The 23,595-nt window shown below is 35.5% G+C and carries 20 protein-coding genes; 15 read left to right on the top strand and 5 right to left on the bottom strand.

Annotated elements, in window-relative coordinates:
• Positions 1–107: 107 nt before the first annotated feature.
• Genes J2772_RS20160 through J2772_RS20150 form a run of 3 tightly spaced genes read left to right on the top strand, consistent with a single transcriptional unit; the run spans position 108 to position 6,673 of the window.
• Complete coding sequence (locus J2772_RS20160; RefSeq protein ID WP_209919889.1) at positions 108–2,642, top strand: DUF6493 family protein; 2,535 nt, start codon at positions 108–110, stop codon at positions 2,640–2,642.
• A complete protein-coding gene (locus tag J2772_RS20155; protein ID WP_209919887.1) occupies positions 2,623–5,319 on the top strand; it encodes a DUF6493 family protein in 2,697 nt (898 codons plus the stop codon). Before J2772_RS20160 ends, J2772_RS20155 begins: the two co-directional genes overlap by 20 nt.
• A gap of 4 nt (positions 5,320–5,323) precedes the next feature.
• A complete protein-coding gene (locus J2772_RS20150) occupies positions 5,324–6,673 on the top strand; it encodes an SWIM zinc finger family protein (RefSeq protein WP_209919885.1) in 1,350 nt (449 codons plus the stop codon).
• Between the two features lie 77 nt (positions 6,674–6,750).
• On the opposite strand, the gene J2772_RS20145 is transcribed toward J2772_RS20150, so the two are convergent.
• Both J2772_RS20145 and J2772_RS20140 read right to left on the bottom strand, forming a co-directional pair.
• The gene (locus J2772_RS20145; protein WP_209919883.1) at positions 6,751–6,996 is read right to left on the bottom strand and encodes a hypothetical protein; all 246 of its coding nucleotides are present in this window, start codon (positions 6,994–6,996) and stop codon (positions 6,751–6,753) included.
• A gap of 179 nt (positions 6,997–7,175) precedes the next feature.
• Positions 7,176–7,622, bottom strand: a complete 447-nt coding sequence (locus J2772_RS20140; protein ID WP_209919881.1) for a VOC family protein — start codon at positions 7,620–7,622, stop codon at positions 7,176–7,178.
• Between the two features lie 404 nt (positions 7,623–8,026).
• Between J2772_RS20140 and J2772_RS20135 the strand changes: the two genes are divergently transcribed.
• From J2772_RS20135 to J2772_RS20115, 5 genes are all read left to right on the top strand, one after another.
• Positions 8,027–9,544 (top strand): TROVE domain-containing protein, encoded by a 1,518-nt coding sequence (locus tag J2772_RS20135; protein WP_209919879.1) that lies wholly within the window; start codon positions 8,027–8,029, stop codon positions 9,542–9,544.
• Between the two features lie 144 nt (positions 9,545–9,688).
• Positions 9,689–10,351, top strand: coding sequence for a hypothetical protein (locus J2772_RS20130; protein ID WP_209919877.1), 663 nt, complete (start codon positions 9,689–9,691; stop codon positions 10,349–10,351).
• A 12-nt stretch (positions 10,352–10,363) separates the two neighbouring features.
• Positions 10,364–10,897 carry a DUF6584 family protein gene (locus J2772_RS20125; protein WP_209919875.1) on the top strand — a complete coding sequence of 178 codons (534 nt, stop codon included), beginning with the start codon at positions 10,364–10,366 and terminating at the stop codon, positions 10,895–10,897.
• Positions 10,898–11,233: 336 nt separating this feature from the next.
• Positions 11,234–11,455 carry a phosphate ABC transporter substrate-binding protein gene (locus tag J2772_RS20120; protein ID WP_209919873.1) on the top strand — a complete coding sequence of 74 codons (222 nt, stop codon included), beginning with the start codon at positions 11,234–11,236 and terminating at the stop codon, positions 11,453–11,455.
• Positions 11,456–11,916: 461 nt separating this feature from the next.
• Complete coding sequence (locus J2772_RS20115; RefSeq protein ID WP_209919871.1) at positions 11,917–12,735, top strand: hypothetical protein; 819 nt, start codon at positions 11,917–11,919, stop codon at positions 12,733–12,735.
• Between the two features lie 183 nt (positions 12,736–12,918).
• Here J2772_RS20115 and J2772_RS20110 read toward each other — a convergent pair whose 3' ends face one another.
• Positions 12,919–13,269, bottom strand: a complete 351-nt coding sequence (locus tag J2772_RS20110) for a helix-turn-helix domain-containing protein (RefSeq protein WP_209919869.1) — start codon at positions 13,267–13,269, stop codon at positions 12,919–12,921.
• A gap of 11 nt (positions 13,270–13,280) precedes the next feature.
• The gene (locus J2772_RS20105) at positions 13,281–13,706 is read right to left on the bottom strand and encodes a transposase (RefSeq protein ID WP_209919867.1); all 426 of its coding nucleotides are present in this window, start codon (positions 13,704–13,706) and stop codon (positions 13,281–13,283) included.
• A 627-nt stretch (positions 13,707–14,333) separates the two neighbouring features.
• Here J2772_RS20105 and J2772_RS20100 point away from each other — a divergent pair.
• Positions 14,334–15,872 (top strand): SulP family inorganic anion transporter, encoded by a 1,539-nt coding sequence (locus J2772_RS20100; protein ID WP_209919865.1) that lies wholly within the window; start codon positions 14,334–14,336, stop codon positions 15,870–15,872.
• A 96-nt stretch (positions 15,873–15,968) separates the two neighbouring features.
• Here the strand turns inward: J2772_RS20100 and fusA are convergent, their stop codons facing one another.
• Entirely contained in the window at positions 15,969–18,035 is a 2,067-nt protein-coding gene (fusA, locus tag J2772_RS20095) for an elongation factor G (RefSeq protein WP_209919863.1), read from the bottom strand.
• Positions 18,036–18,670: 635 nt separating this feature from the next.
• On the opposite strand from fusA, the gene J2772_RS20090 reads away from it, so the two are divergent.
• From J2772_RS20090 to J2772_RS20065, 6 genes are all read left to right on the top strand, one after another.
• The gene (locus J2772_RS20090) at positions 18,671–19,339 is read left to right on the top strand and encodes an HAD family hydrolase (RefSeq protein ID WP_209919861.1); all 669 of its coding nucleotides are present in this window, start codon (positions 18,671–18,673) and stop codon (positions 19,337–19,339) included.
• 8 nt (positions 19,340–19,347) lie between these two features.
• Positions 19,348–20,172, top strand: a complete 825-nt coding sequence (locus tag J2772_RS20085) for a phosphoribosyltransferase family protein (RefSeq protein ID WP_209919859.1) — start codon at positions 19,348–19,350, stop codon at positions 20,170–20,172.
• Entirely contained in the window at positions 20,162–20,719 is a 558-nt protein-coding gene (locus J2772_RS20080; RefSeq protein ID WP_209919857.1) for a TerD family protein, read from the top strand. The genes J2772_RS20085 and J2772_RS20080 overlap by 11 nt, the downstream gene beginning before the upstream one ends.
• Before the next feature lie 2 nt (positions 20,720–20,721).
• Positions 20,722–21,897 carry a toxic anion resistance protein gene (locus J2772_RS20075; RefSeq protein WP_209919856.1) on the top strand — a complete coding sequence of 392 codons (1,176 nt, stop codon included), beginning with the start codon at positions 20,722–20,724 and terminating at the stop codon, positions 21,895–21,897.
• A 16-nt stretch (positions 21,898–21,913) separates the two neighbouring features.
• Positions 21,914–22,861: a hypothetical protein gene (locus J2772_RS20070; RefSeq protein WP_209919854.1), complete on the top strand. Its 948-nt coding sequence runs from the start codon at positions 21,914–21,916 to the stop codon at positions 22,859–22,861.
• A 74-nt stretch (positions 22,862–22,935) separates the two neighbouring features.
• Positions 22,936–23,544, top strand: a complete 609-nt coding sequence (locus J2772_RS20065; RefSeq protein WP_115971942.1) for a TerD family protein — start codon at positions 22,936–22,938, stop codon at positions 23,542–23,544.
• Positions 23,545–23,595: the final 51 nt, after the last annotated feature.

Raw genomic sequence — 23,595 nt, 5'->3', positions numbered from 1 at the left:
GTATAATGGTTTTATTAACTTAAAGTTTTGTTAAAAAATTCACTTTTTGGGGATAATTTACTGCCTGTCAGTCATTTTTTTATATTTTAGCCGCCAAGAGTGAATTTATGTTTATTGACGAAGAGTTTAAAACTATATATTTAAACTATAAAATCAAGGAAATCATTCCTTTCCTGAAGAAGCTTACACCCAAAGATAAAAAAGAAGTTGCTGCCATTTTAAAGAAACATATCAATAAAGAATGGGGGCACAATACAATATCGGTGTTGGCTGCTTTGGCATGTAGTAAAACGAAGGATGAATATGAAAAGATGAGACCGGGATTTTATTCTATTCCGGTAGAACTTGTTGATGAGCTTTTTGAGAGCCACGTTCCTGATTGGATTGGAGAAAGCTACTTATTTCTTAATGGATTCGATTATCTGAAAGTATTGGAATGGGAGCAAAAAGGTTATCTTACCCTTCACGATGAAATTTGGGCATCATTGCTTTCTTCATCATCAAGAACAGAAGAAATACTGTTTGCCTATCCGGCAACGTTACAATCTCATATCTGGTTTTTGTTTGACCATGAATGCAGCATAACATCTGTTTATAGTGACAGAAGCTGGAAAGATGTATTGAAAAACCTTGTTCAGGAAAAGAAAATAGATCGTTCGAGAGTACTTAAAGCAAGTCTTGCGGCGATTAACTTTAATTTTTCAAAAGAGCATAATACATGGTTCCTTGAGTTTTTTGCTTATATGGAGCCTACCCATAAAGAAATTCTGGAATTACAGGATGAACTGTTTATGATCTTTTATTCCACACAACATTCGCTGTTTCCTGGTGTATTAAAGATTATCAATCCGGTCATTGCAGAAAAAAAAATTAAAACAGAAGACTTTTTACAGGCTACTGCATCTTTAATGACTCTTCCAACAAAGAATATTGTTAATGCATTGCTTCAGGCACTGGAAAAAATAGCAAAAGACAATAAGAAATACCATGAAGCGGTATGTTTGTTTCTGATGCCTGTCTTTTTGAATAAAGATAAAACGCTTCAAACTAAAGGAGCAAAAATTATTGTTAAATATGGAGATCCACAATCAGAAAAGATAAGAAGGGAACTTATATTTTATACAGCCTCATTTCTTTCTGATGCTCAGACTTTGCTGGAAAAATTCATTACAGAAAACGAAGACATTAAAAATAAACAAGAACAGAATTATGAAGCTGCTTCATGGCATGTATCACAGCATATTACTCCTGTAGAGTCCATAGATGATTTTATTTTCCTGGCTTCTCAGATCTTCAATAACAATGAAACCTATCACATTGATTTGTTTCTGGATGCTCTCATTAGATTCAATGATGAATTTGAGGAAGAACATTTTAATCAGCTTGAACCTGCTTTTAATACAGCATTTAAAAGGAAAGATACCGTAGGGTTTCAACATTTGATGGCGACCTTTGTTATTAATTATGGCTTGCTGAAGCAAAAAAATAAATCAAAAGTATTATCGGAGGCTTATTTAGGGTTTCCAACACTCGAAAACTGGAGTGAAAAAAGAACCCCTCTTATTTTCAAAGCTTATCATCAGCTTTTGTTAGGAATATTTGAATTTTTAAAAGAAAATAAACAGCTTCCACTACTTTCTGTTCCGGAATATACACCTTGCTGGATTACCATTAATACTCTTGTAGATAAATTAAAAATCTATCAGCAGCAAGGCAGGAAACCTATTCCTTTTGATCTTGAGATTGCCGTGCTCCGGGTAGAAAAAGAAAACCTGAAAAAAGGAGAGCAATATGCAAAAGAACAGCTTAATGAAGAATATTACGATTTTCTAAAGCCAGTTTTTGAACAGAACTATTTTAAAAATTATTACGAAAAAGAATTCCTTGACGGCAGTTTCGACTGGAAATTAGGGTATAAGAAAATCTATAAATGGAATAGCACAGAAGAAGTTCCCCAGTCATTAATATCTATTGAAAATAACAAAGAATTGCCAGAAAATGCTTCATTTTTGGACCATCTTTTTAATTCTCATCATACGATCTACCAGGATGATCTGATTCGGACTTTATATACAGCTCCTTACTTTTCAGGATCTTTAGCCGCGAGAAAATACAATGGTGATTTGTCCTGTTCTGCCTACCAATATGATATAAAAGGAAATATAGAATTCCTTGATGCCTGGATGAAATTGAATCTGCCGTTTCAGTCTGTGCATTATTTAGTAATGTCTGCAGGATTGTTTCATAAAGATAAAACATTCTCTGGTATAGCTTTTGAAGCCTTTATTAATAAGGTTGTTTCAGAAGATTTTAATATTCATGAACTGGGAATTATAATTGGTAAAAAGATCAATTTCGAATGGGCTCCTGTGAAAAGGTTTACAGATGGGCTATCCGGATTTATTAATCTGACTACCAGTCATAACCAGGCCTTTGAAAAACTGTTGATATCCATTCTTTCAACAGTAGAAAAACCGGTTTTTAATCTTAAAAAGCTATTAGAGCTTTATTATGAACTGCTGAATCAAAACAGAACCAAAGTAAATGAGAAAATTGCTGAAGTTCTTAAAGAATGGGAAAACGAAAATAACCTGAAAAAAATTATACATCAAATTAAAACACATGAAAGAAAGACTTTATGAGATTCTTAATGAGGAGAGACTCCATGAGATTGTCCCTTTTTTGAAGCAGCTTAGTGCAGAAGAAAAGCAGACATTAGTACCTACAATAAAAAAAATGGATCGTGAGATCAACAAGATCATCATGACCAAAAATTCTTACCATACAGCTGGTTCTGTAAATCAGCATGCCATTATTGATATTGCATCATTTGTTTGTATGGATCAAAAGAACTTTGGTAAAAACTACTGGAGTCTTTTCCGCAATATAGAACAGACAGAGCAGATATTGGAATGGGGGTGCCCGGATTGGTTCTCCGATTTTATCAATGATTCTATTGATGCAGAGTTTACAGCGTTTAACTATCAGCATATTTTAGGATGGACAGAAAAAGGCTACATCCAGCCAAAACCTGAATTACTTGGTCATCACTTAAGTAATTATCCTGCTGATCTGGACCAGCACCCTGAAACACTCAGCACCCATTTTTGGTACCTGTGCGAATATCCATCGAAATCATTACCCTTCCAGAAAGAATGGTTTCCATTAGTACAAAAGCTTGTCACTGAGCAGAAAATTGAAAGAATAAGATTTTTAAAAGAATGCCTTCTGGCTTCCAACAGAAATTTCAATAAGAACGTGACAGGATGGTTTATGGATGCTTTTACCGCTTTAAAACCAACAGAAGATGAGTTGATCGAACTTCAGGATGAATTAATGGCTGGGTTAACATCTGTACAGTCAAAAGCAGTCAATACCATTCTTATACATTTGAAAAAAATGGTAGGAAGTTCTGCCTTTAAACATGAAGAATTTGCCCACTACCTTCCCAATCTGCTAAGTATGGAAGTGAAAACCGTGGTGATGAGTAGTCTTACTTTAACGGAAAAAATATTCCAGCATAGAAAAGTTAATCCTGAGATCTTGGGGTTGGCTTTAACATCTGCATTTGTAAGCAAAGATGATGGGATACAGTCAAAGGCAGCCAAAATTATCCTGAAATATATTCCGCCATCTGAAACAATAAAGGAGTCTATTTCCCACTATTCAGATAATATATTAACGAATGTACGCTCCCTTTTAGAAACTTATATAGAAGAAGAACCACAGGAATTGGAAGCTGTAGTTTCAGAAAAAATAATCCTGACTACTGAAGAAAATAAAGTTAAAGTAATTGAAAGTTTTGAAGATTTAATGTTCTTCCTTCCTTTGGCTATAGAAGATCCGTACAGCCATCACTGTGATACTGCTTTGTCCGGATTTGCCCGTTTTGCCAATGACGTAGATGAGGAATCTGTAAAGCTGATAGAACCGGTATTCCTGAAAGCCTGTAAAACCATTGCAAAATGGGAAGTTCCGTATCTGAATGTCCTGTTGTGTAATCTCATCATTAATTACGGATTGAATTTATTGGAAAAATATCCGGTTCAGCTTAAAAACCTGAACAAAATATATGAGAAAACCTCTAATGAAGAGACCACAAGGGAAGCCTATTCAAACTATCATAAAAAGCTGGGGCCAATAGCGAAAGTGGGAGCAGGCAGCCCTGTTATGAAAGCTTTTAAAGAACTTGCCATATTTACTGATGAAAAAATAAAAGCAGGAGACAGTGTTCCTTTACTGTTTGCCATTACCCATGCTCCTTGTTGGATATCTCCTGTTACATTAGTGGAAAGACTGGAAGTTTATCAGAATAAAAATATAGAACCTCATCATCTTGATATGCAGCTGGCCCTTCAGCGATGTGCTCTGGATAACACATCCGAAGCATTACAGCTGGCTGAAAAAAAATTAAAAGGAGAGTACAAAGATCTTCTGCTTTTCTTCTTTGGTAAAAATACAGAGCCAAAAGGAAATTTTGAGCATCCTGCATGGTGGATGACAGCCGGAATTACACGCTCTCCGGAAAAGGCGTTCAAAGAGTTCAGTGGTTTTGGATATGATGCGGTTCCGGCAGAATTCTTTTCAGGAATTTATCAGTGGAAAACTATTGATAGTAAGAAAAATTCATATTATCCGGCTGAGCTGAATATTGTGATTCCAAAATATCATTTTGAAAAAAGAAAAGATCCGTTGCTTCTGGAATATTTTATTGCTGAACCAAGAGAGCTTTCAGAAACCATTGGCATGATGTGGTGCTTCCCGAATACCTTGGGCAGTGCTTTGGCAAAAGTGATTAAGAGCTGTCTTTTCTACTCCGGTATTGCAGAAGTTTATGAAAGAAATCTGGTGTTGAATACAGCTCAGGCCCTTTACAAGGTTAAAAAACCTTTGGATGAAATGGGATATCTGTTCCTGGGAACTATTTTCCTGGATGGTGACAAAACCATTCGTGGAACGGCTGCTGAAATCTGGCTGGAACATGTTTCTCATAAGATGATAGACAATACCCGATTAGGAAAAGTAATTGGCACCCATGAAAAATTGGAGTGGGCCCCTGTAAAAAGATTTACAGATCTTATCCAACATCAGATGCTGAATGTTAGTAAAAATCATAATATTGCTCTCGAAGAATTAATTTCCAATATTCTGCTTCAGATGGATAATCCTGTTACCAATCTGAAGAAACTGCTGGAAGTATATCATGAAATATTGGCTTTAAACCAGTCCCAAGCCAATAAAAAAGTAATTGAAAAACTCAAAGACTGGAAAGAAAACTCGAGCCTGAAGAAAATCTGCAATCATCTTCTAAAAAATTAAATTTATGGAAGATATGCTTACTTATAACTATTCAAGGTCATCCTCCTTCGTAAAGAAGGATACACTTGAAGAACTGTTTCTTGCGCAATACAGCGAGATACAGAAAAATACTGATGTTCCCTGTTTTTTTTGGGGGAATGTAGGTCAGCCTTTTATATTAGCCCGTTGTCTGATTACACTTTCCAATATTGTGAAATCAAGTTTCAGTTTGTCACCATTTCAGATGGCACTTTTGAAAGATCCAATTGTAACTGCAGGAAATGAGAGACTTCGTTTCGAAGGATTTTCTCACTGTGCCGGTGTATATGCCCGTGTAGATGTTCTTCCGGATGGATTAAATGGTGAGTTTTTGGAGAACGGAACAACTAATGTAGACTTTAATCAGCCTATGATAACCGCTTTAGGAAGTATTCGTCCTAACGAAAATATTATGCTTTCTGTAGGGGAAAAAGAAGTTGAGCTATACAAGGAAGAAAAAAAAGTGGTGGAAAGAAAAGTTCCATTGCCGGCAAAATGGATCAAAGGGCTGGGAACCGTTCAGATCTATCTGTCCGAATCAGAAAAACAACATACTTTTAATAAGATTCAGACCCAGCAGCTGTTTAGAGGAATGCCAAAAGGGGTGGTGAAGTCCGATTATTACCTGATTGTGAGAGGAAATAAACCGATGTTTTCTCCTGTAAAATCTGCTGATGCAGTTTGCATTGGTGGGCTTCATAGGCTTCGCTTACTGGAGCCTCTGCTTCCGTATATTGATTCCATGCAGGTTTTTCCACACCCAAATATGAAATCTACAACCTGGCAATTATATATGGGAAATATAAGATTCAGTTTTTCCTTATCAAGAGAAAGCTGGCGTGGTTTCTCCGGAGAAGGAGCTGTATTGAATAGTTTAACCACTGAGGTTCCTGATGAGTGGATTGATGCCTTGGATAAGTATGCTTATGCCAATCAGTCATTCAATGCAACCGTTCTGGCACTGGAAGAAAACCTTAGTTTGAGTAAGACAGAGAATCTGACAGGAAGACTTGCAGCGATGGGATTATTAGGGTATGATCTTGATGAAAATGAATTTTTCTACCGTAGATTACCTTTTAAACTAAGCCGTATTTTAGGGTTAAATCCTCGCATGAAAAATGCAGAAAAGCTTATTGAAGATGGAAAAGTGGAAATTTTAAACAATACCAAAGAAAGAACAGAAGCTAGAGTAGAGGGTACTGGAGTACATCATACGGTAATCCTTGAAGAAGATAAAGAACGCTGTACCTGTGAATGGTTCAGTAAATACCAAGGCGAAAGAGGTCTTTGTAAGCATGTTCTGGCAGTGAAGAGAATGGCGAATTTAGTTCATTAAAATATGGATTCCGGCAAGCCCTTTGGGCTTGCCGGAATCCATTGGAATAACAATAGAATCAAATAAACTTTTATTTTTTATCTCCTGGTAACAAGACAATAATGGCAAGCAAAGGTGCCAGTTAAAATGTAGCATATAAGGCTAAGGATGTATTTATGGATGATCTGTAAGGTCATATTTCCTGTTTCGACTCTGATTACTTCAGCCAGATATTTGGTGCTGATTCCCAAGAAAGAAGAATAATCCGCGACTGTCTTCCAATCGGTTAAATGTTGATCTGCCAGTTTTTTGAATTCATAAGTAAGCTGATAATTGCGGTTCATGTTCTTTTTAAAACCTAACAGATAAAATTCACAGGCTCTGTTATATTCATATAATATTTCCAGAGTAATCAGGCATATTCAGACACAGTAAAATGATATAGCAATTGTTTTTTGCGGAATTTCAGCCAGAAAAGAGCTGGCATCTAGTGTTTAAAGGATTTCAGAATTCCTTTTGAATTTTATTGACGATTCATCCATTCTTCATAAGAAAGAACACCTAGTTCAGGTTTTCCATCCCCTTCAAGAATAGAAATGAACTCTAACTGATTACCATCCGGATCATTAAAATAAATAGCCAATGCGGGCATCCATGCAAATACCATAGGCTCTACACTTCCGTTCTTCAGAAAATTATAGGGCCTTAAATTCTTGTTCTCTAAAAACTTCACAGAATAATTCAGAATATCTTCTTTTGTACTCGTAAATGCAAAATGTCTGGTCTGAAGGTTTTCTTTCTGCTCCCATAATCCAAGCATAAACTCCTTTTCTTCCCCAATCCACATAAAGGCTATAGACCTTGTTTCATCTCTGTGGGCCAATCTCAAACCCAGTACTTCAGTGTAAAACTGAATAGCACTTTCTAAATCACTTACCTGAACATGAGTTTCATATAATCCTTTAATCATAGTTTTAATTTTAATGTACACAAAGCTATGAAACAACAGTATAAAAGCCTGATAATACCTATTTCTTTCATGAAAATGAATGATAGAAGGATTGGATAAAAGATAAAAGGTCTTGTCGTTAAACAACTACTATCCGTGCATATATCCATGCGGATATCAACATCAATAGGAGAGGGCTTTAGCCTGCTTAAATAAATAAAACAAATTCATTTGGTTTTAGCCAAAACTTTAAAAAATCTGCGTTATCAGCCAAATCAGAGAGAGCTTTAACCTCTTTCTCAATCAATTTTAAATTAATTTTTTTAATCTACGCAGAAACATTGCGCAATACTGTTATTACTTTGCATCAGAAATCAGAGAGAAGCGCTAACTCTTCATATGTTTAACAATAAAAACAGTAACTCATGAAATTTAACTTTCTAAAAAAAGAGAAAACAAGGGTAATCAACCACGAAGGTGCAAAAGCATATATGATGACACCTGCAGAAGAATTGTACAGTGCTGTGGTTACAACAGGACTGTCAGATCTTACTTATGAAAAAGGAAATGACAGATTAGAGAGAATACAATCTCTGATTCAAAAAAACGATCCCGAATTTGTGGCGAAGCTGGCCGTATATGCAAGAAAAGATATGCATTTGCGTTCCATCCCCTTGGTTTTGGCTACAGAATTAGCCAAGGAAACTTCCGGTACCGATCTGGTGAGCAGAACAGTAGATGGTGTTATTCAAAGAGCTGATGAAATCACTGAACTATTGGCATATTATCAGCTTGCGAATGAAAGAACAGAAACCAAAAAACTGAACAGGTTATCAAAGCAGATCCAGAAAGGTCTGGTGAAATCCTTCAATAAATTTGATGAATACCAATTCGCAAAATACAACAGAAAAGGAGACGTAACTTTGAAAGATGCTCTGTTTCTGGTTCATCCAAAAGCAAAGGATGAAAACCAGCAGACGATTTTCAACAAAATTGTATATGATATTCTGGAAACTCCTTATACATGGGAAGTAGAACTTTCAGTATTGGGACAACAAAAGTTTACTGATGAAGCAGAAAAGAAACAGGCGTTCAAAACGAAGTGGGAAGAACTGATCTTTAGCAATAAATTGGGCTATATGGCCACTTTGCGAAACCTGAGAAATATTCTTGAAGCAGGAGTTTCTCCTGAGGCCATGAGTAAAGTGTGCAGTTATCTGTCAGATGAGAGAGCAGTGAGCAATTCAAAACAATTACCTTTCCGTTTCCTGGCAGCGTACAGAGAATTGAAAAAGATCAATTCGCCTTATCTGTCCTCTGTTTGGAATGCCTTGGAAGAAGCGGTTCTGGTAAGTGGCCAAAACATCAAAGGTTTCGGATTCAATACTTCGGTAGTGATTGCGGCGGATGTTTCAGGCTCCATGCAGAAATCGGTTTCTCCTAAGAGTAAAATCCTGTTGTATGATATCGGTTTGCTGATGTCTATGATTCTGCAGTCAAAGTGTCAAAATGTGACAACAGGAATTTTCGGTGACCGATGGTTACGTGTTCCAATGCCAAAGCAAGGTATTCTGAACAATGTGGATGCTTTCTATAAGCGTGAAGGTGAAGTAGGCTATTCTACCAATGGATATCTGGTAATTGAAGATCTTATCAAAAGAAAAGAAATTGTAGATAAAGTAATGTTGTTCACGGATACTCAAATGTGGGACAGCAGCGGAAGAGGAAACTCTTTTGAAGATACTTGGAATAAATATAAGATGATAGCACCAAATGCTAAACTTTATATTTTTGATTTGGCGGGTTATGGCAGACAGCCAATTGATGTCAAAAGAAATGATGTATATCTTATTGCAGGCTGGTCAGACAAGATTTTCGATGTATTGAATGCTCTGGAAGATCAGAGATCAGCCATTGAGATGATTGAAAAAGTAGTGCTGTAAAAGGCACTGCTTTTAAAAATATAATATGTATTAGTATCTTTAGGAGCTTATTCCCGCTTTCCGCTATATCTTTTTCGCCTGTCTTAGGCTAATTCAGAAAAAGGATGTCGCTGCAATCGGGGCTAGTAAATGAAGAGATATAATATGATAGAGCTTATTAACACCATTGAAATTAATCCTTTAAAATATTCCAAAGAAGACTTTGAATTACCCCGAATCGCTGATTATACCAACCCTGAAGAATGGTTTTTGAAATGGACAGAAGCTGCTTCCAGACTTACCCTCAATTGTAATGAAATTCAAAAAGGTTCCAACCTGGTCAATATTGAAACCATTGATGATGAAAGTTTACACACCATTGTAGCCGCAAAACTTACAGAAGTAGAATTTGATGATCCTGATGACATTGGATTTGTACTCTCTTTTGATGGTGGCATTGTATTAAAAAAAGATGATGAGGTTCTTATTGAGCCAAGCTGTTGTGGTGATATTGAGAATATAGAAAATTGGGAGAAAGTTGTAGAGAACAGATCTTCCGAATGGGCAGAAATATGGATCGGACATCCGTGGGTTTTCTTTAAAAGAGAAAACGGAATCATTAGTTTTTCAGACTATACAGAAGCGAATATTACTGATGTAGAAAATGTGAAAACAAAATTTGAAGTGGAAGAATCAGTATTTAATGAGGAATTGGAAAAAGTAATGTACCACCAAATTCATTTTAAAAATAGAATTTCAGATATTTTGAAAAAAATGAATATTGACAATGCCGAAAGAATTTCAGAATTTATGTCTGGCATTAAATAAAAATATAAAACCATGAAAAATCTGTTTGATAAAGTAGAACAGGATCTGAAGGAAGGAAAAAAGAAGAAAGCTTGTGACAGATTAAGAAACTTAATCAATCAGTTTCCGGATGACCTTTCCTTGAGAAAGAAATTAGGGCAGATTTATTATGATGCAGATTTTCTGGATGAAGCCGGAAAATTCTGGATATTATCTGAACCCGAAAATAAAGAAATGGAAAAAGCCGTTGCGCTTTACAGAAAAACATTAAGCAATTCCGGAAACGCTATTTTAAAAGATATTGTCTTCAGAGGAGATAAAACCCAGCTTAATGAGTATGTTAGGAAAATTTTGACAGAATTGGAACAGGATAGCTTAGAGAAGACAAAGCATATTCCTGATTTTAAACTTAAAAACAGAGCGAAAGGAAATTATTCTATACCTAAAAACAAACAAAGCTTTTTAACAACAGTAGGTTTATGTCTATTAGTAGGATTTTTTATAGCGCTTCCTATTTTAGGAATTGTGAAGCTTTTAGAATTGATATCTTTATTATTTTCCTATTAAAAATCCAACTACGTAAAAAGAATGCGTACTTAGTAAATAAGTTTGCAGTGTTAATAATACCGGTGTCGTAAGAAAGGCCTACTTCGATTCCAAACTGACAGAGCCTTTCGTCAAATTACCCGGTAAAACAACCAATGCCGTCCGTAAGAGTTTCATCGTCAAATTCCAATTGAAACTAATTACTCTTACAATACCTTGCTTGGTTTTTATAGAAAAATGAACTGCGTAAAAAGAATGCGTAGTAACTTTATAAATTTGTAACATCAACTAATAACCATGAACAACTATAAATCAGATCTAAAAGAAGCAATGTATTGAGGTTAATACTCAATACTCATGAAAAAAATTAAAACATTAAGACAAATCTTCGGAACCAATGAATATGAATTGATTGATTTTCCGATGAAAATTTCCGGAGTACAGATTTCCAGGCTTCAATACGGAAATGACTTAGGGTGTTCATATTGTTTTCCACATGGCTTAGAAGTGGTGAATGCAAAGGAAACGAAGTTTCAGCGAAACTGGAAGAAATACAGAAAAACCCAATGGAAAAAATAAAGCAAGTGCCGTAAAACAGAATTACTTCGTGGGGTAACAGAGGTGCAGGTGCAAGTCCTGTTCTGCGAAAGCAGATAGTGTAAAGTAGTACGTTGTTAATAGGAGTCTGTTTAGCTGATTGTCTTGCTTTTTTCAAGTGTCGTTTAGGAATTATACTTGAAACTAAGACAAATGAAAAAATAAAAAACTAAAAATTAGGTGTCGTTTAGGAATCATACTTCGAGATTGAATAAACATTGGGTCGCAGGTTCGAATCCTGCCTTTTCCCTAGAAAAGGAGAGGTAGCTCAGCAGGTAGAGCAAATGCATGAACGATTCTAAAAATATTACCCTGATTTGTATAAAAGAGTGCCGTAGAAAAGGCTTACTTCGGTTTAATTTGGTTCGATTCCAGAAAGATCATAAAAGTGGTCTGTACATGTCTTTTCAAACTTTGCCTCTTTTTTTAAAAAAATTAATACAATGAATATACCTGAAGACTTAACAGAATTTTTATACTGGGTGAAAGAACGAACCGAGAAAATTTGGTCTGTAAATGATGAAAATTGTCCTAAAGGATTTTATGGTGCCAGATGGCAAGGACTTTCTGAAGAACAGATTGATCAGATTGAGAGAAAATATGATGTCAGTTTTACAGCTGAGCACAAAGAATTTCTAAAAATTCTTCATGCTATCGACAAAAAAGAAATTGTTGAATATGAATATGAAGGAGAACTGATTATAGAAGAAAGTACATTCTTCTATAATTGGCTTGCTGATGAAAAGGAAGTTGCGGAAATAATAAAAGGCTCTTATAATTGGATGAAGCACGATGTTGATGAAAAAAGTCAGGTTTGGCTGAAGTCATGGGGGATAAAACCAGCATCTTTGGATAAGAGAATAGAAATTTTTGAAGAATGGTTTTCTCATGTTCCGGCTCTTTTACCTTTGAGAGGTTTCCGATATATTGTAAGCGATGAAAATCTTAAATGGAAGCCAATTATTTCTATGGGGTCTTCTGATATTATTGTTATGGGTTGGGATTTCAGAACTTATTTATTAAATGAGTTAAGGAATGATCTTGATATTCATATCGAAGTCTTTGATGAAGAAGATCAAATGTTTTATCCGGAACTTATTGATGAGGTTCAGCAAATATTTGATGAAAATTTTAAACATGATGAAACCAAAGATATTCCTTTTCTGAAAGAAAGAATTCTCTATTGGTCTTGCGGCTGGAGTAGTTTTGGTTTAAGGTACTACCCTGAAAATGCCAGAGTTCATCCTATCGTTAAAACCTAAATAGCTGAAGAAGTAAAATAAAACAAACAAGTGCCGTAAAATAGTGCTACTTCATTCATCACGACGGGGGCACGGGTTCGAATCCCGTCTCTTCCACTACAAGAATAGGAAGAGTAGCTCAGCTGGTAGAGCACGACATCACTATTTGCCTGTTGCCTTGTTTATTATAAAAAAGCCGATAAGTTATTTATCGGCTTTTTTCATAGCATGATCCAGCTCTTTTTCAAATATCAGTTTCCATTTTGAGAGAGTAGTTCTGCTGATCTTATATTTTTTAGACATATAACTGGTAGAATACCCGTGTTTCCTTTGATATTCAAGAAGTTTAAGCATCGTTTTTTTGTCATAGGTCTTCAGTTTTTGGTTGTTTCTTTGGCCTTCCTTGGAAGGCTTGAAAAGCCTGTCATTAAATTTCAGCACATCTTCACTGGTATCAAGCTTTCCTAAAAGTTCCTTTATTTTGGGATCTTTTAACTTATCCGGATACTCCATCTTAAGCATGTCCTGGTATATCTTTTTATAATTGGGACGCATTTTTTATCAATTTATCCGTTAATATCACTTTTCTGAAGCCATCTGTGAAGCGTGCTTTTAGGAATAGAGTATTCCTTAATCACATCACTTTGGGTCATCTCTCCTGAAAGAATTCTTTTCATAATGAATTCTTTAATTTCCTGAGTATAAATGTTTTTTCTGAAGTAGGGGATTTTATCCGATTTCTGCTGATTTTTATTGGGTGCTGCCGGAGGAGCATATAAAATCAAGTGAGAACTGTAAAGTCTGAAAAAATCATATTCCAATAATTTGCTCCATCTCAGGAGAAGATCCGCATCTATTGATCTGCTGGTGTACATTCCTTCTACGGCTCCTTCATCGATGTCCAGGAATTTACATATCCTCTCCATGGTTATTTCATTTTCATCAACCCTCTCCTTAATAAAACTTCCAATATGGATCTCTTTGTATAACATTTTTATTTAATATTATCTATATTATTAAAACTTATGCATAAGAAAACGTAAAATAGGCAATATATATTATTATGTATTATAAAATGTAATTCACTTCATTTTGAAATCGAAGGATTGGGATACTATTCAAAAAACCTTGAATATCCGTAATGAGACTATAAAAGTCTTAGGAAATTGTGTAGGACAGCTTAATTTTAAAAGGATTGTTTAATCTACCTTTAGGTATATGCATTATTTCCAATGGTTTTATGGCTCATCTTCTCTTTCAATCTTCTTTTTCTTCCATTTGTGTAAATAATATATCACCTATTAAAGTTGTTTCATGCAATTCTATTTACGTTAAGCTTTTGTGTTGAAAGGTTGTATGTGTATTGACAACCAGTTTTTTATGTTTAGAATATCTTGTTTAGTACCAAATAATCTGCTTAATTGCTTTCAAATTTAAACAAAAATTAAAAACGAAGACAGAGAGAAATATAAAAAAGTTTCTTTATGGGCAAATTTTAATTAAAATTAACATATTATGTAAACAGATGTGTGAAATAAACTAAATATACTAATACATAATAAAAAGTTGAAAAAGAAAAAATTGTATACCACTCTGCAAGTATATACCTTTGCAGTTCAATGAAAAATACTATCAGTTTATTCGGTTTTTCGAAGAAAATAAATTACAAAAATGAATTGCTGGCAGGCTTTACCGTAGCCATGACCATGATTCCTGAATCTCTTTCATTTGCAATTCTGGCTGGACTTTCTCCACTCACGGGATTGTATGCTGCATGTCTTATGGGATTTGTAACAGCTGTTTTGGGGGGGCGCCCAGGAATGGTTTCAGGAGGAGCCGGTGCCACAATTGTTGTCCTGATTGCTCTCATCAAATCTCACGGAATAGAATATCTTTTCGCTACAGTAGCTCTTGCCGGAATTCTACAGCTGTTTGTCGGAATCTTTAAACTGGGGAAATTTGTCAGGCTTATTCCGCAGCCGGTGATGTATGGTTTTCTAAATGGTCTCGCGATCATTATTTTTATGGCTCAGATTGAGCAGTTTAAAATCACAGATACTAATGGAGTTGTAAGCTGGCTTCAGGGAATACCTTTATATATTATGGGTGGTTTAACGGCCCTTACCATTGCTGTAGTCTACTTCTTCCCAAAGCTTACGAAAGCTGTTCCTGCATCGCTGGTAGCTATTATCGTAGTATTTGCGGTAGTGCTTGGATTCAATATTCAGACAAAAACAGTAGCAGATATTGCCCATATTAGCGGAAATCTTCCGAGTTTTCATCTTCCGCAGATTCCATTTTCCCTGGAAACTTTACAGATTATTTTCCCTTATGCATTAATTATGGCTGGTGTAGGTCTTATTGAATCATTGCTGACCTTATCTATGGTGGATGAAATTACCAATTCCAAAGGAAATACCAATAAAGAATCTGTAGCTCAGGGATTAGCCAATATTACCAATGGATTTTTCGGCGGAATGGGCGGTTGCGCAATGGTTGCCCAGACTTTAGTGAACCTTAATGCGGGATCCAGAGCCCGATTATCAGGAATTATTGCTTCCATCATGATCCTATTAATTATCCTGTTTGGAGCACCTATTATTGAGAAAATCCCGATGGCAGCTTTGGTAGGCGTAATGATGATGGTTGCTATCAGTACTTTTCAGTGGGTTTCCATCAGAATTGTAAATAAAATGCCAAAGTCAGATATATTTGTGGGGATTACTGTGGCTTTAATTACTGTACTACTACATAATCTTGCCCTTGCTGTTTTAGTAGGAGTGATTATTTCCGCTTTGGTTTTTGCATGGGATAACGCGAAAAGAATTCGTGCAAGAAAGCATATTGATGATAATGGTGTCAAGCACTATGAAATATTGGGTCCGTTGTTCTTCGGTTCTGCAACAGCTTTTGCAGATAAATTTGATCCGATGAATGATCCTGATGAAGTAGTAGTAGATTTTAAAGAAAGCCGAATTGTAGATATGAGTGCAATAGATGCTGTAGATAAATTGTCAAAACGATATAAGCAGCTGGGAAAAACATTATTCCTTCGTCATCTCAGTGAAGACTGTCGTAAAATGTTGAAAAATGCTGAAGCTGTAGTAGAAGTCAATATTCAGGATGATCCAACGTATAAGGTGATGCCGGAAAAGTAAAAAAGAAAATCAACAACATTGAACCTTAAACTTTAAACCTTGAATTTAGGTATAACCAGACAAGGACTGTAAGAAAAATCTACAGTCCTTGCTTGTTTAGGTTATTAATGTATTAGCGATAAAATCAGGTACTAGAGCATAATGTGATAATTTCATGCTGATGGAAGCTCTTCCGCTGGCCAATGTTCTAAGATCAGAAATATATCCGAAAGTAGATGCCAATGGAACTTCCGCTGCAAAAATCTTTCTTCCTGATTTCTCGTCAATAGAGGTGATAATTCCTCTTCTTCTGTTGATATCAGCAGTAATTGCACCCGTGTATTCCTCAATACTCTGAATTTCAATCTGCATAATGGGTTCCAGAAGCTTAGGACTGCTTTGTCTTGCAGCAACTTTGAATCCATCTCTTGCAGCAATTTCAAAATCCATTGCAGCAGAATCCTGAGCATGGAATGATCCGTCCAAAAGAGTAATTTTCATACTTTCTAAAGGATACCCTTTTAATGGACCTTGTTCCATAGCTTCTCTAAAGCCTTTTTCAACAGAAGGAATAAATTCACCAGGAATAACACCACCTTTAATCATATTAACGAATTCCAATCCATGTTCGTTATCACTTCTCGGTCCGATTTCAAAACTTATATCCGCAAACTGTCCGCTTCCGCCGTTTTGTTTGGAAAGTTTCTCTCTATGGAGCTTCGTTTCCGTTAAAATCTCCCTGTATGAAACCTTAGGTTTGCCTTGGTTAATCTCAATACCATGATTCAGTCGGATTTTTTCCAAAGTAACTTCCAGATGAAGCTCACCAAGTCCACTCAATAAAGTTTCTCCGGTTTGTTGGTCTCTTTCAATCACTAGGGAAGGATCTTCTTCCTGAATTTTGGCCAGCACCAATCCAAAGTTTTTCTCATCACCATTGTTTTTGGGCTCAATTGAAACTCTGATAACTGGCGCAGGAATCGTAATCGCTTCCAGTAATACAGGTTTTTCTACAGAAGATAAAGAGTCTCCGGTTTTGGCATCCTTTATTCCTGTTAATGCAACAATATCACCTGCTTTACCTTCTTCAACGGATAAAGTTTTATCTGACTGCATCTGTAAAATTCTGGAAATTCTGAAACTTTCTCCGGTTCTTACGTTCAGTACCATATCTCCAGATTTTATCTTTCCGGAATAAATACGAAGCATTGCAAGTCTTCCGATATGTTTATCAATAATGACTTTGAAAACCAGTCCTGAAAAAGTTTCCGTTTCATTTCTTCCCAATTCAATGGTTTTCTCTGTTTGCGGATCTTTTCCTTGTATATCAGCAAGTTGATCCGGAGCAGGAAGATAAGCGACTACAGCATCCAGAAGCGGCTGAATACCTTTATTCTTAAATGCAGAACCACAGAGAACAGGAACGGCAGCACCTGATTTACAGATCTCCTGTATAGCTTTAACCATCATCTCATTATTGATTTTATGTTCTGAATTCATGAAAGTTTCAAAGAAATCTTCATTATATTCAGCAAGAGTTTCCTGTAACTTTATTCTGTATTCATCAGCTTCGGCCTTGTAATTCATTGGAATTTCCTTTTCAATGATGGTTTCTCCATTTTCATCTATCCAGTATAAAGCTTTCTGTTGTACCAGATCAATTACACCTTCAAAATTGTCTTCAGCTCCAATAGGAATCTGAAGAGCAAGGGGAACAGCATTCAGTTTAGTTCTGATCTCTTCAAGAACAGCAAAGAAATCAGCTCCTATTCTATCCATTTTATTGATGAAACATATCTTCGATGTTCCATGTTTTTCAGCCTGGAACCAAACGTTTTCAGTTTGTGGCTGCACTCCGGATGAAGCACAGAAAACAGCAACTACACTGTCCAGAACCCTCAATGAACGTTCTACTTCCACAGCAAAATCAATATGCCCGGGAGTATCAATAATGTTGATATGATATATCGTATTATCCTTTTCCCATTGCGTTGAAACCGCAGCAGATGAAATGGTAATCCCTCTGTTTTTTTCCTGAATATCTTTATCCATGGTAGTATTTCCGTCATCTACATTTCCAATTTTATGAATAAGCCCTGTATAATAAAGAAGCCTTTCTGATAAAGTTGTTTTTCCTGCATCTACGTGTGCTATAATCCCTATATTTCTTGTGTTGTTTTTCATTTTGTTTGATTTAATTTGTTGATTTTTAGTTCCCTGATGGAAAAGCTGACGGAAAAAATGGCCACAACAAATACTCCGGATTGATGAATGTGTCAAGCCAGTAATTGAAAAGAATAATCTTATGTGTGGTAATATTTTTCGAAGCCCGCTTTAACAAACAACAGAAACTTTCTGAATTGTTAAAGGCTGAAAATAGGGCAGCAAAAAAGACCTATCCGAATAGACAGGTCTTTTATATATTTTTGGTAATAAAGATCTATAGAACTATTCAGATAAATATTGAGTGCTGCCAAAGAACACAGCTCTGACAGGGTTACTTAAAGTTATAATATTTATCATTTTTGTTGACATTGTTGATTTTTAATCGGTTGCGAAATTATAATTTTTTTTTCATTTCCAAAGAATTTTTTAAATATTTTTTTCAAAGTAAAAGTTAAACACTCTTTTGTAAGAAGAAACCAGCTGGTATGAATTCCTCCTCAAATCATAAAATATCTTAAAACAGAGGTGTAAAGTAATGCAGTAATGATAAAAATTTTATCTTTGGGAAGAATAGAGAATTAAACACTTTTTGATGATGAATAAATTTTAAATCTTTTTCAAGAAGCTAAATAAAACTTTTAACTTAAAACATATTGAAAACAGATATCGACATTCATAACCACTGTCATTTTTCTTTTGACCTGTGGCTCACCTTAATCAAATCTCACCCTGAATTTAAAACAAAAAGAGTTGAGCTGTTCTCCTCGTTTTTTAATGTAGATGCACCAATAGAAGTGGTTGCAAGAACCGTAAAATATTATGATGATCTTTGCAATACCATTAATGAAGTTACAGGGGGAAATATAGATACTTTCGAGATTTATCTCATGATTTTGGGGGCATTGAATATAGATGTAAAGCTTTTAAACAAGGAAAAGCTGAATGAATTTTATGTAAAAAGCGAAGAATTGTTTTTAGAGTATAAGCCTGTTGTTATTTTTGAAAATATTCATGATTTTTTTGATGAAATTAAAAATCAGGGTAAAACTATCAATATTCTGAGTAATACAGGCTTTATCAAAGGAAAAACAATGAGAAAGTTTCTGATCCATGAAAACCTGGATCAATACATCGATTTTCACATTTATTCCGATGAAATTAACTGTTCAAAACCGAACCCGCTTATTTTTCAGGAAGTGAAGAATAATCTTAAAGATCAGGATCTTCCACTGCACCAGATTTTACATATCGGCGATAATCCTGTGGCAGATTATAAAGGAGCTACAGACTTCGGGTTCAGCGCATATCTACTTAAACACTAACCATAAACATGAACAAAAGATACAGCTTACACCACATTCATTCAACGGATGAGTTCACTTTCTTACCTGCAGAATACAGCTATTTCAAGTATGGCGATAAGTCGTATGCTGAAAAGTTTGCAAAAGAATTATTCGACGGATTTATTTCTGAAAATGAAGAACTTTTAAATACAGATAAAGAAATCGTAGTGCTTCCAAGCCCTTACATGGCGATTCCTACAGCTTCCAATTTTTTATGCTTTTACTTTAAAAAACATCTGGATTATTATCTGTTTCAGAAAGAAAAAAAATCAAGTATTTTATCTAAAATCAATAGAAATCATACCTATATAACAGATTACGGGAACCTTAGTTTTGAGGATCGTAAAAATCTGATTGCCAATGATACTTATTACATAGATAAAGATTTTTTAAGAGGAAAACTTTGTATTTTTATAGACGATATAAAAATCACAGGAAGTCATGAGTATACTGTGAACAAGATCCTAAATGAATATGACGTGAAAGCAGACTTTATGTTCCTGTATTATGCAGAACTGATGAACTTTGATCTTGATCCTACAATTGAAAACTTCTTCAATTATTACGCAGTGAAAAACGTAAAACACATTGCAGAAGTAATGAATAAGGCCAGTTTTCAGTTCAACACAAGGATTGTAAAATATATTTTAGGCTTAGATTCAAGTAATTTTGACTATCTTACGTCTAAAGTAAAAAAGGAACAGATGGATCTCCTGCTGGAGCTTGCCATCAGTAACAATTATCATTTAATAAAAGAATATAAAAATAACATCAATACTTTAACGCAAACGGAATTATATTATGGCTATTAACTTACAAAAAGGACAAAGAGAAAACATCAACGCACCTAAATTCACTGTAGGTTTAGGATGGGATATTAATAATGCTTCTACAGGAACTGCATTTGACCTTGACGCTTCTTTATTTTTACTAGGAGATGATAAGAAATTAGTTTCAGATAATCACTTTATTTTTTATAACAATACTGAATCTCCGGATAAAGCAGTCATTCACACAGGAGATAACCTTACTGGAGAAGGCTCAGGTGATGATGAGCAGATCAAGATCGATCTTACAAAAATTGATGATGCGGTAAAGGAAATTACAGTTGTAGTAACCATCCACGATGCAGATGCAAGAAGACAGAACTTTGGACAGGTAAGAAATTCTTTCATCAGAATTTTCAATACAGATACGAATGAAGAAATCTTAAAATACGAATTGGATGAAGATTTCTCAATCGAAACGGCAGTAGAATTCGGAAGAATCTACAACAGAAACGGGGAATGGAAATTTGAGGCAGTAGGAGCAGGACAGAGAGATGGCCTTGAGAAATTTGTATCAATTTATCAGAAATAATCATGGACAATCAAGAAAATCAACCTATAGATCCACTTGGATCAATTGAACCTCTTAGAACATTTGAGCCGACACCAATGGTTCCACCAACGCCAGCTCAACCTATTCAGAATGCAGCACCAGCAGTGCTTGTAGATAGAGAGGGGAATGTAAATCTAACTCAGTTACAGTCAGAAGAACGTCATAAATATGAAGTTCTTGCGAACTCTATTGACGAAGCTAATCCGGGATCTATCGTAAATTTTGGAGCAGAACTTCAGAAAACGTTAACCAACCAGAGTGATAGTTTCTTAGGAAATGTAAGAAGATCAAACTCAGGAGAAGTTGGCGGATTAATCAATGACCTTTTAGTAGAGCTGAACTATGTAGACGTAGAAGAGCTTAACACAAACAAAGTAAAAAGCTTCCTGAGCAAGTTACCATTCATGAAGAAGGTAATCACTCAGGTAGAAAACCTGTTTACAAAATATGATAAGATCATTAACAATATTGAGCAGATCTCATATAAAGTAAATGCTGGAATCATTACTTCTACAAAGGATAATGCAGTTCTTCAGACCATTTTTGAAAGCAATGTAAACTCTATCAAACAAATTGAAGAGCTTGTGATTGCAGGAAATATCAGAATGGAAAGAGCGGCAGTAGAGTTGGCTCAGATGGAGACAGCCCCTCAGAATTTCCAGGACTATCAGATTGCAGATAAGAGAGACTTCATTGCAAGGTTAGACCGAAGAATGGCTGATCTTAAGGTGGTACGTGTGATTATGATGCAGTCTCTTCCACAGATCAGATTGGTTCAGAATAATAACGTTTCTATTGCTGAAAAAGCACAGACAATTCTTACCACTACGCTTCCTTTATGGAAAAACCAGCTTTCGCTTGCCGTTGCCATGTACAGACAGCAGCAGAGTATTGAGATCCAGCAGAAAGTATCTGCTACTACAGAAGAGATCCTGAGAAAGAATGCAGAACGTCTTGGTCAGAACTCTGTTAATGTAGCGAGAGCCAATGAGCAGACGATTGTATCTGTAGAAACATTGAGAGAAACAACTACAATGTTGATTAATACATTAAATGAAGTGAAACAGATCCAGAAACAGGGAGCTGATAACAGAAGAAAACTGGATCAGGATCTTCAGACATTGGAGCACGAACTGAAAGCGAATGTCAGAGGTTAATTTATAAGGTACTACGGTGGGGGAAGATGCAGCAACCATATTGTCACAGAGCAAAAGAAGGTTAACAAGGCTTAAACTTCTGGCTAATTTTTTTGAACATATTGATATAATATCCATTTACATCAAAACAGATATTATACACAATCTGTTCCAGGAAAATACGGCTCTTGATTATAATAAACTGGAACTTTTCCACCTGCAGTATACCGACAGCCTCATAGAACTTTTGACGAAGATAAAAAGACAGAAGGAAAATGATATGCTGGCGGTCCTTAATGAAATTGACATCAACAAAAAATATATTTCAGGCTTTGAAGAAAGGCAGGCAGACAGTTTTCAGACCGATCGGAAAATGTACAGCGGTATATTTTCACAACATCTGAAAGCTCTGTATAAAGACCTTACAGAAGATATTTTCACAGCCAACTGGGATAATATACTGTATTTTCATAAAAAGTATGCGAAGGAATTTTACAGGTTGGAAGCAGATGAATCTCTGCTGAAAGCTGAGTCTTTTCCGGCATATCAGTACAAAGATTATTCTATTGAAAGGAAACTTTTGGGAAGGCTGAACATACAGGGATTTAAAGTCCGTTTTGTCTGTGGATATGCTATCGGGACCCATGAATATGAACTTTTCAAGATCTTTCAGTCTGATGATTATTTTATTTTCAGTGTAGATGATAAAAAGCTTTATCTTTTCGACAAGGAACTGGATAAGCTTGATGTTTCTGAAAATCAATCCAATCAGAGTATAATTATTGACCAGCTTAAGAATAAAAACGAAGAGCTGGAGAATACTATGAATGAAAGAAAACGCAACTTACCTCCAGAGGTAGAAGGCGTCTTGAAAGATTATATCAGAAACCTCGAAAACATAGACATTATGAGCAAAATATTTGCCTTTGATGAAGAAACAAATATTCTGCGGGCAATGCTTAATTTGAACCTGAATAATCAATAAAACGAAATTTGAAACAAGCGGATACGCACATTTGCTTTTCGCGAAAAATGTAAATAACAACTAAACATAAAAAGATGGCTATTAACTTACAAAAAGGTCAGAGAATTAACCTTAAAAAAGAAAACGGAGCTGAGCTTTCCCAAGCTTGTGTAGGAATCAACTGGGGAGCAATTGAAAAAAAAGGACTTTTTGGAACTAAAAAAGAAGCAGTAGACTTAGACGGAAGCTGTATTTTATATGATTCAAACAAAAATGTTACTGAAGTAATTTATTTCGGGAACCTGAAATCTAAAAACGGTTCTGTAAGGCACAGTGGAGATGACCTTACCGGTGACGTAAACGGAGATGACGGATTGGATAACGAAGTGATCACTGTAGATTTCAGTAACCTTGAACCTAACGTAGATCACGTGGCAATGGTACTAAACAGTTATAAAGGCCAGGATTTCGGAACCATCCCTTTTGCTTCTATCCGTATCTATGAAGGAACACCAACCAATGTAAAAGAGGTTTTTGCTAAATATGATGTAGCTAACGATGCTTCTTTCAGAGGACATGTTGCTATGGTATTGGGCGTTTTCTACAGACGAAACGGTGAATGGAAATTCAACGCAATTGGAGATCCTACAGCGGACAGAAAGCTGGAGCAGACGATCCAAACTGTACAGATGAATTATTTATAATCGTTTATACATCAAAATGTAAATAAAATAGCAATATTTGTACTTTGTACA

Source organism: Chryseobacterium jejuense (genome assembly GCF_017877355.1).
Classification (GTDB): domain Bacteria; phylum Bacteroidota; class Bacteroidia; order Flavobacteriales; family Weeksellaceae; genus Chryseobacterium; species Chryseobacterium jejuense_A.
The sequence above is the reverse complement of the archived record's forward strand: the minus strand, read 5'-3'. Positions and strand labels throughout refer to the sequence as shown.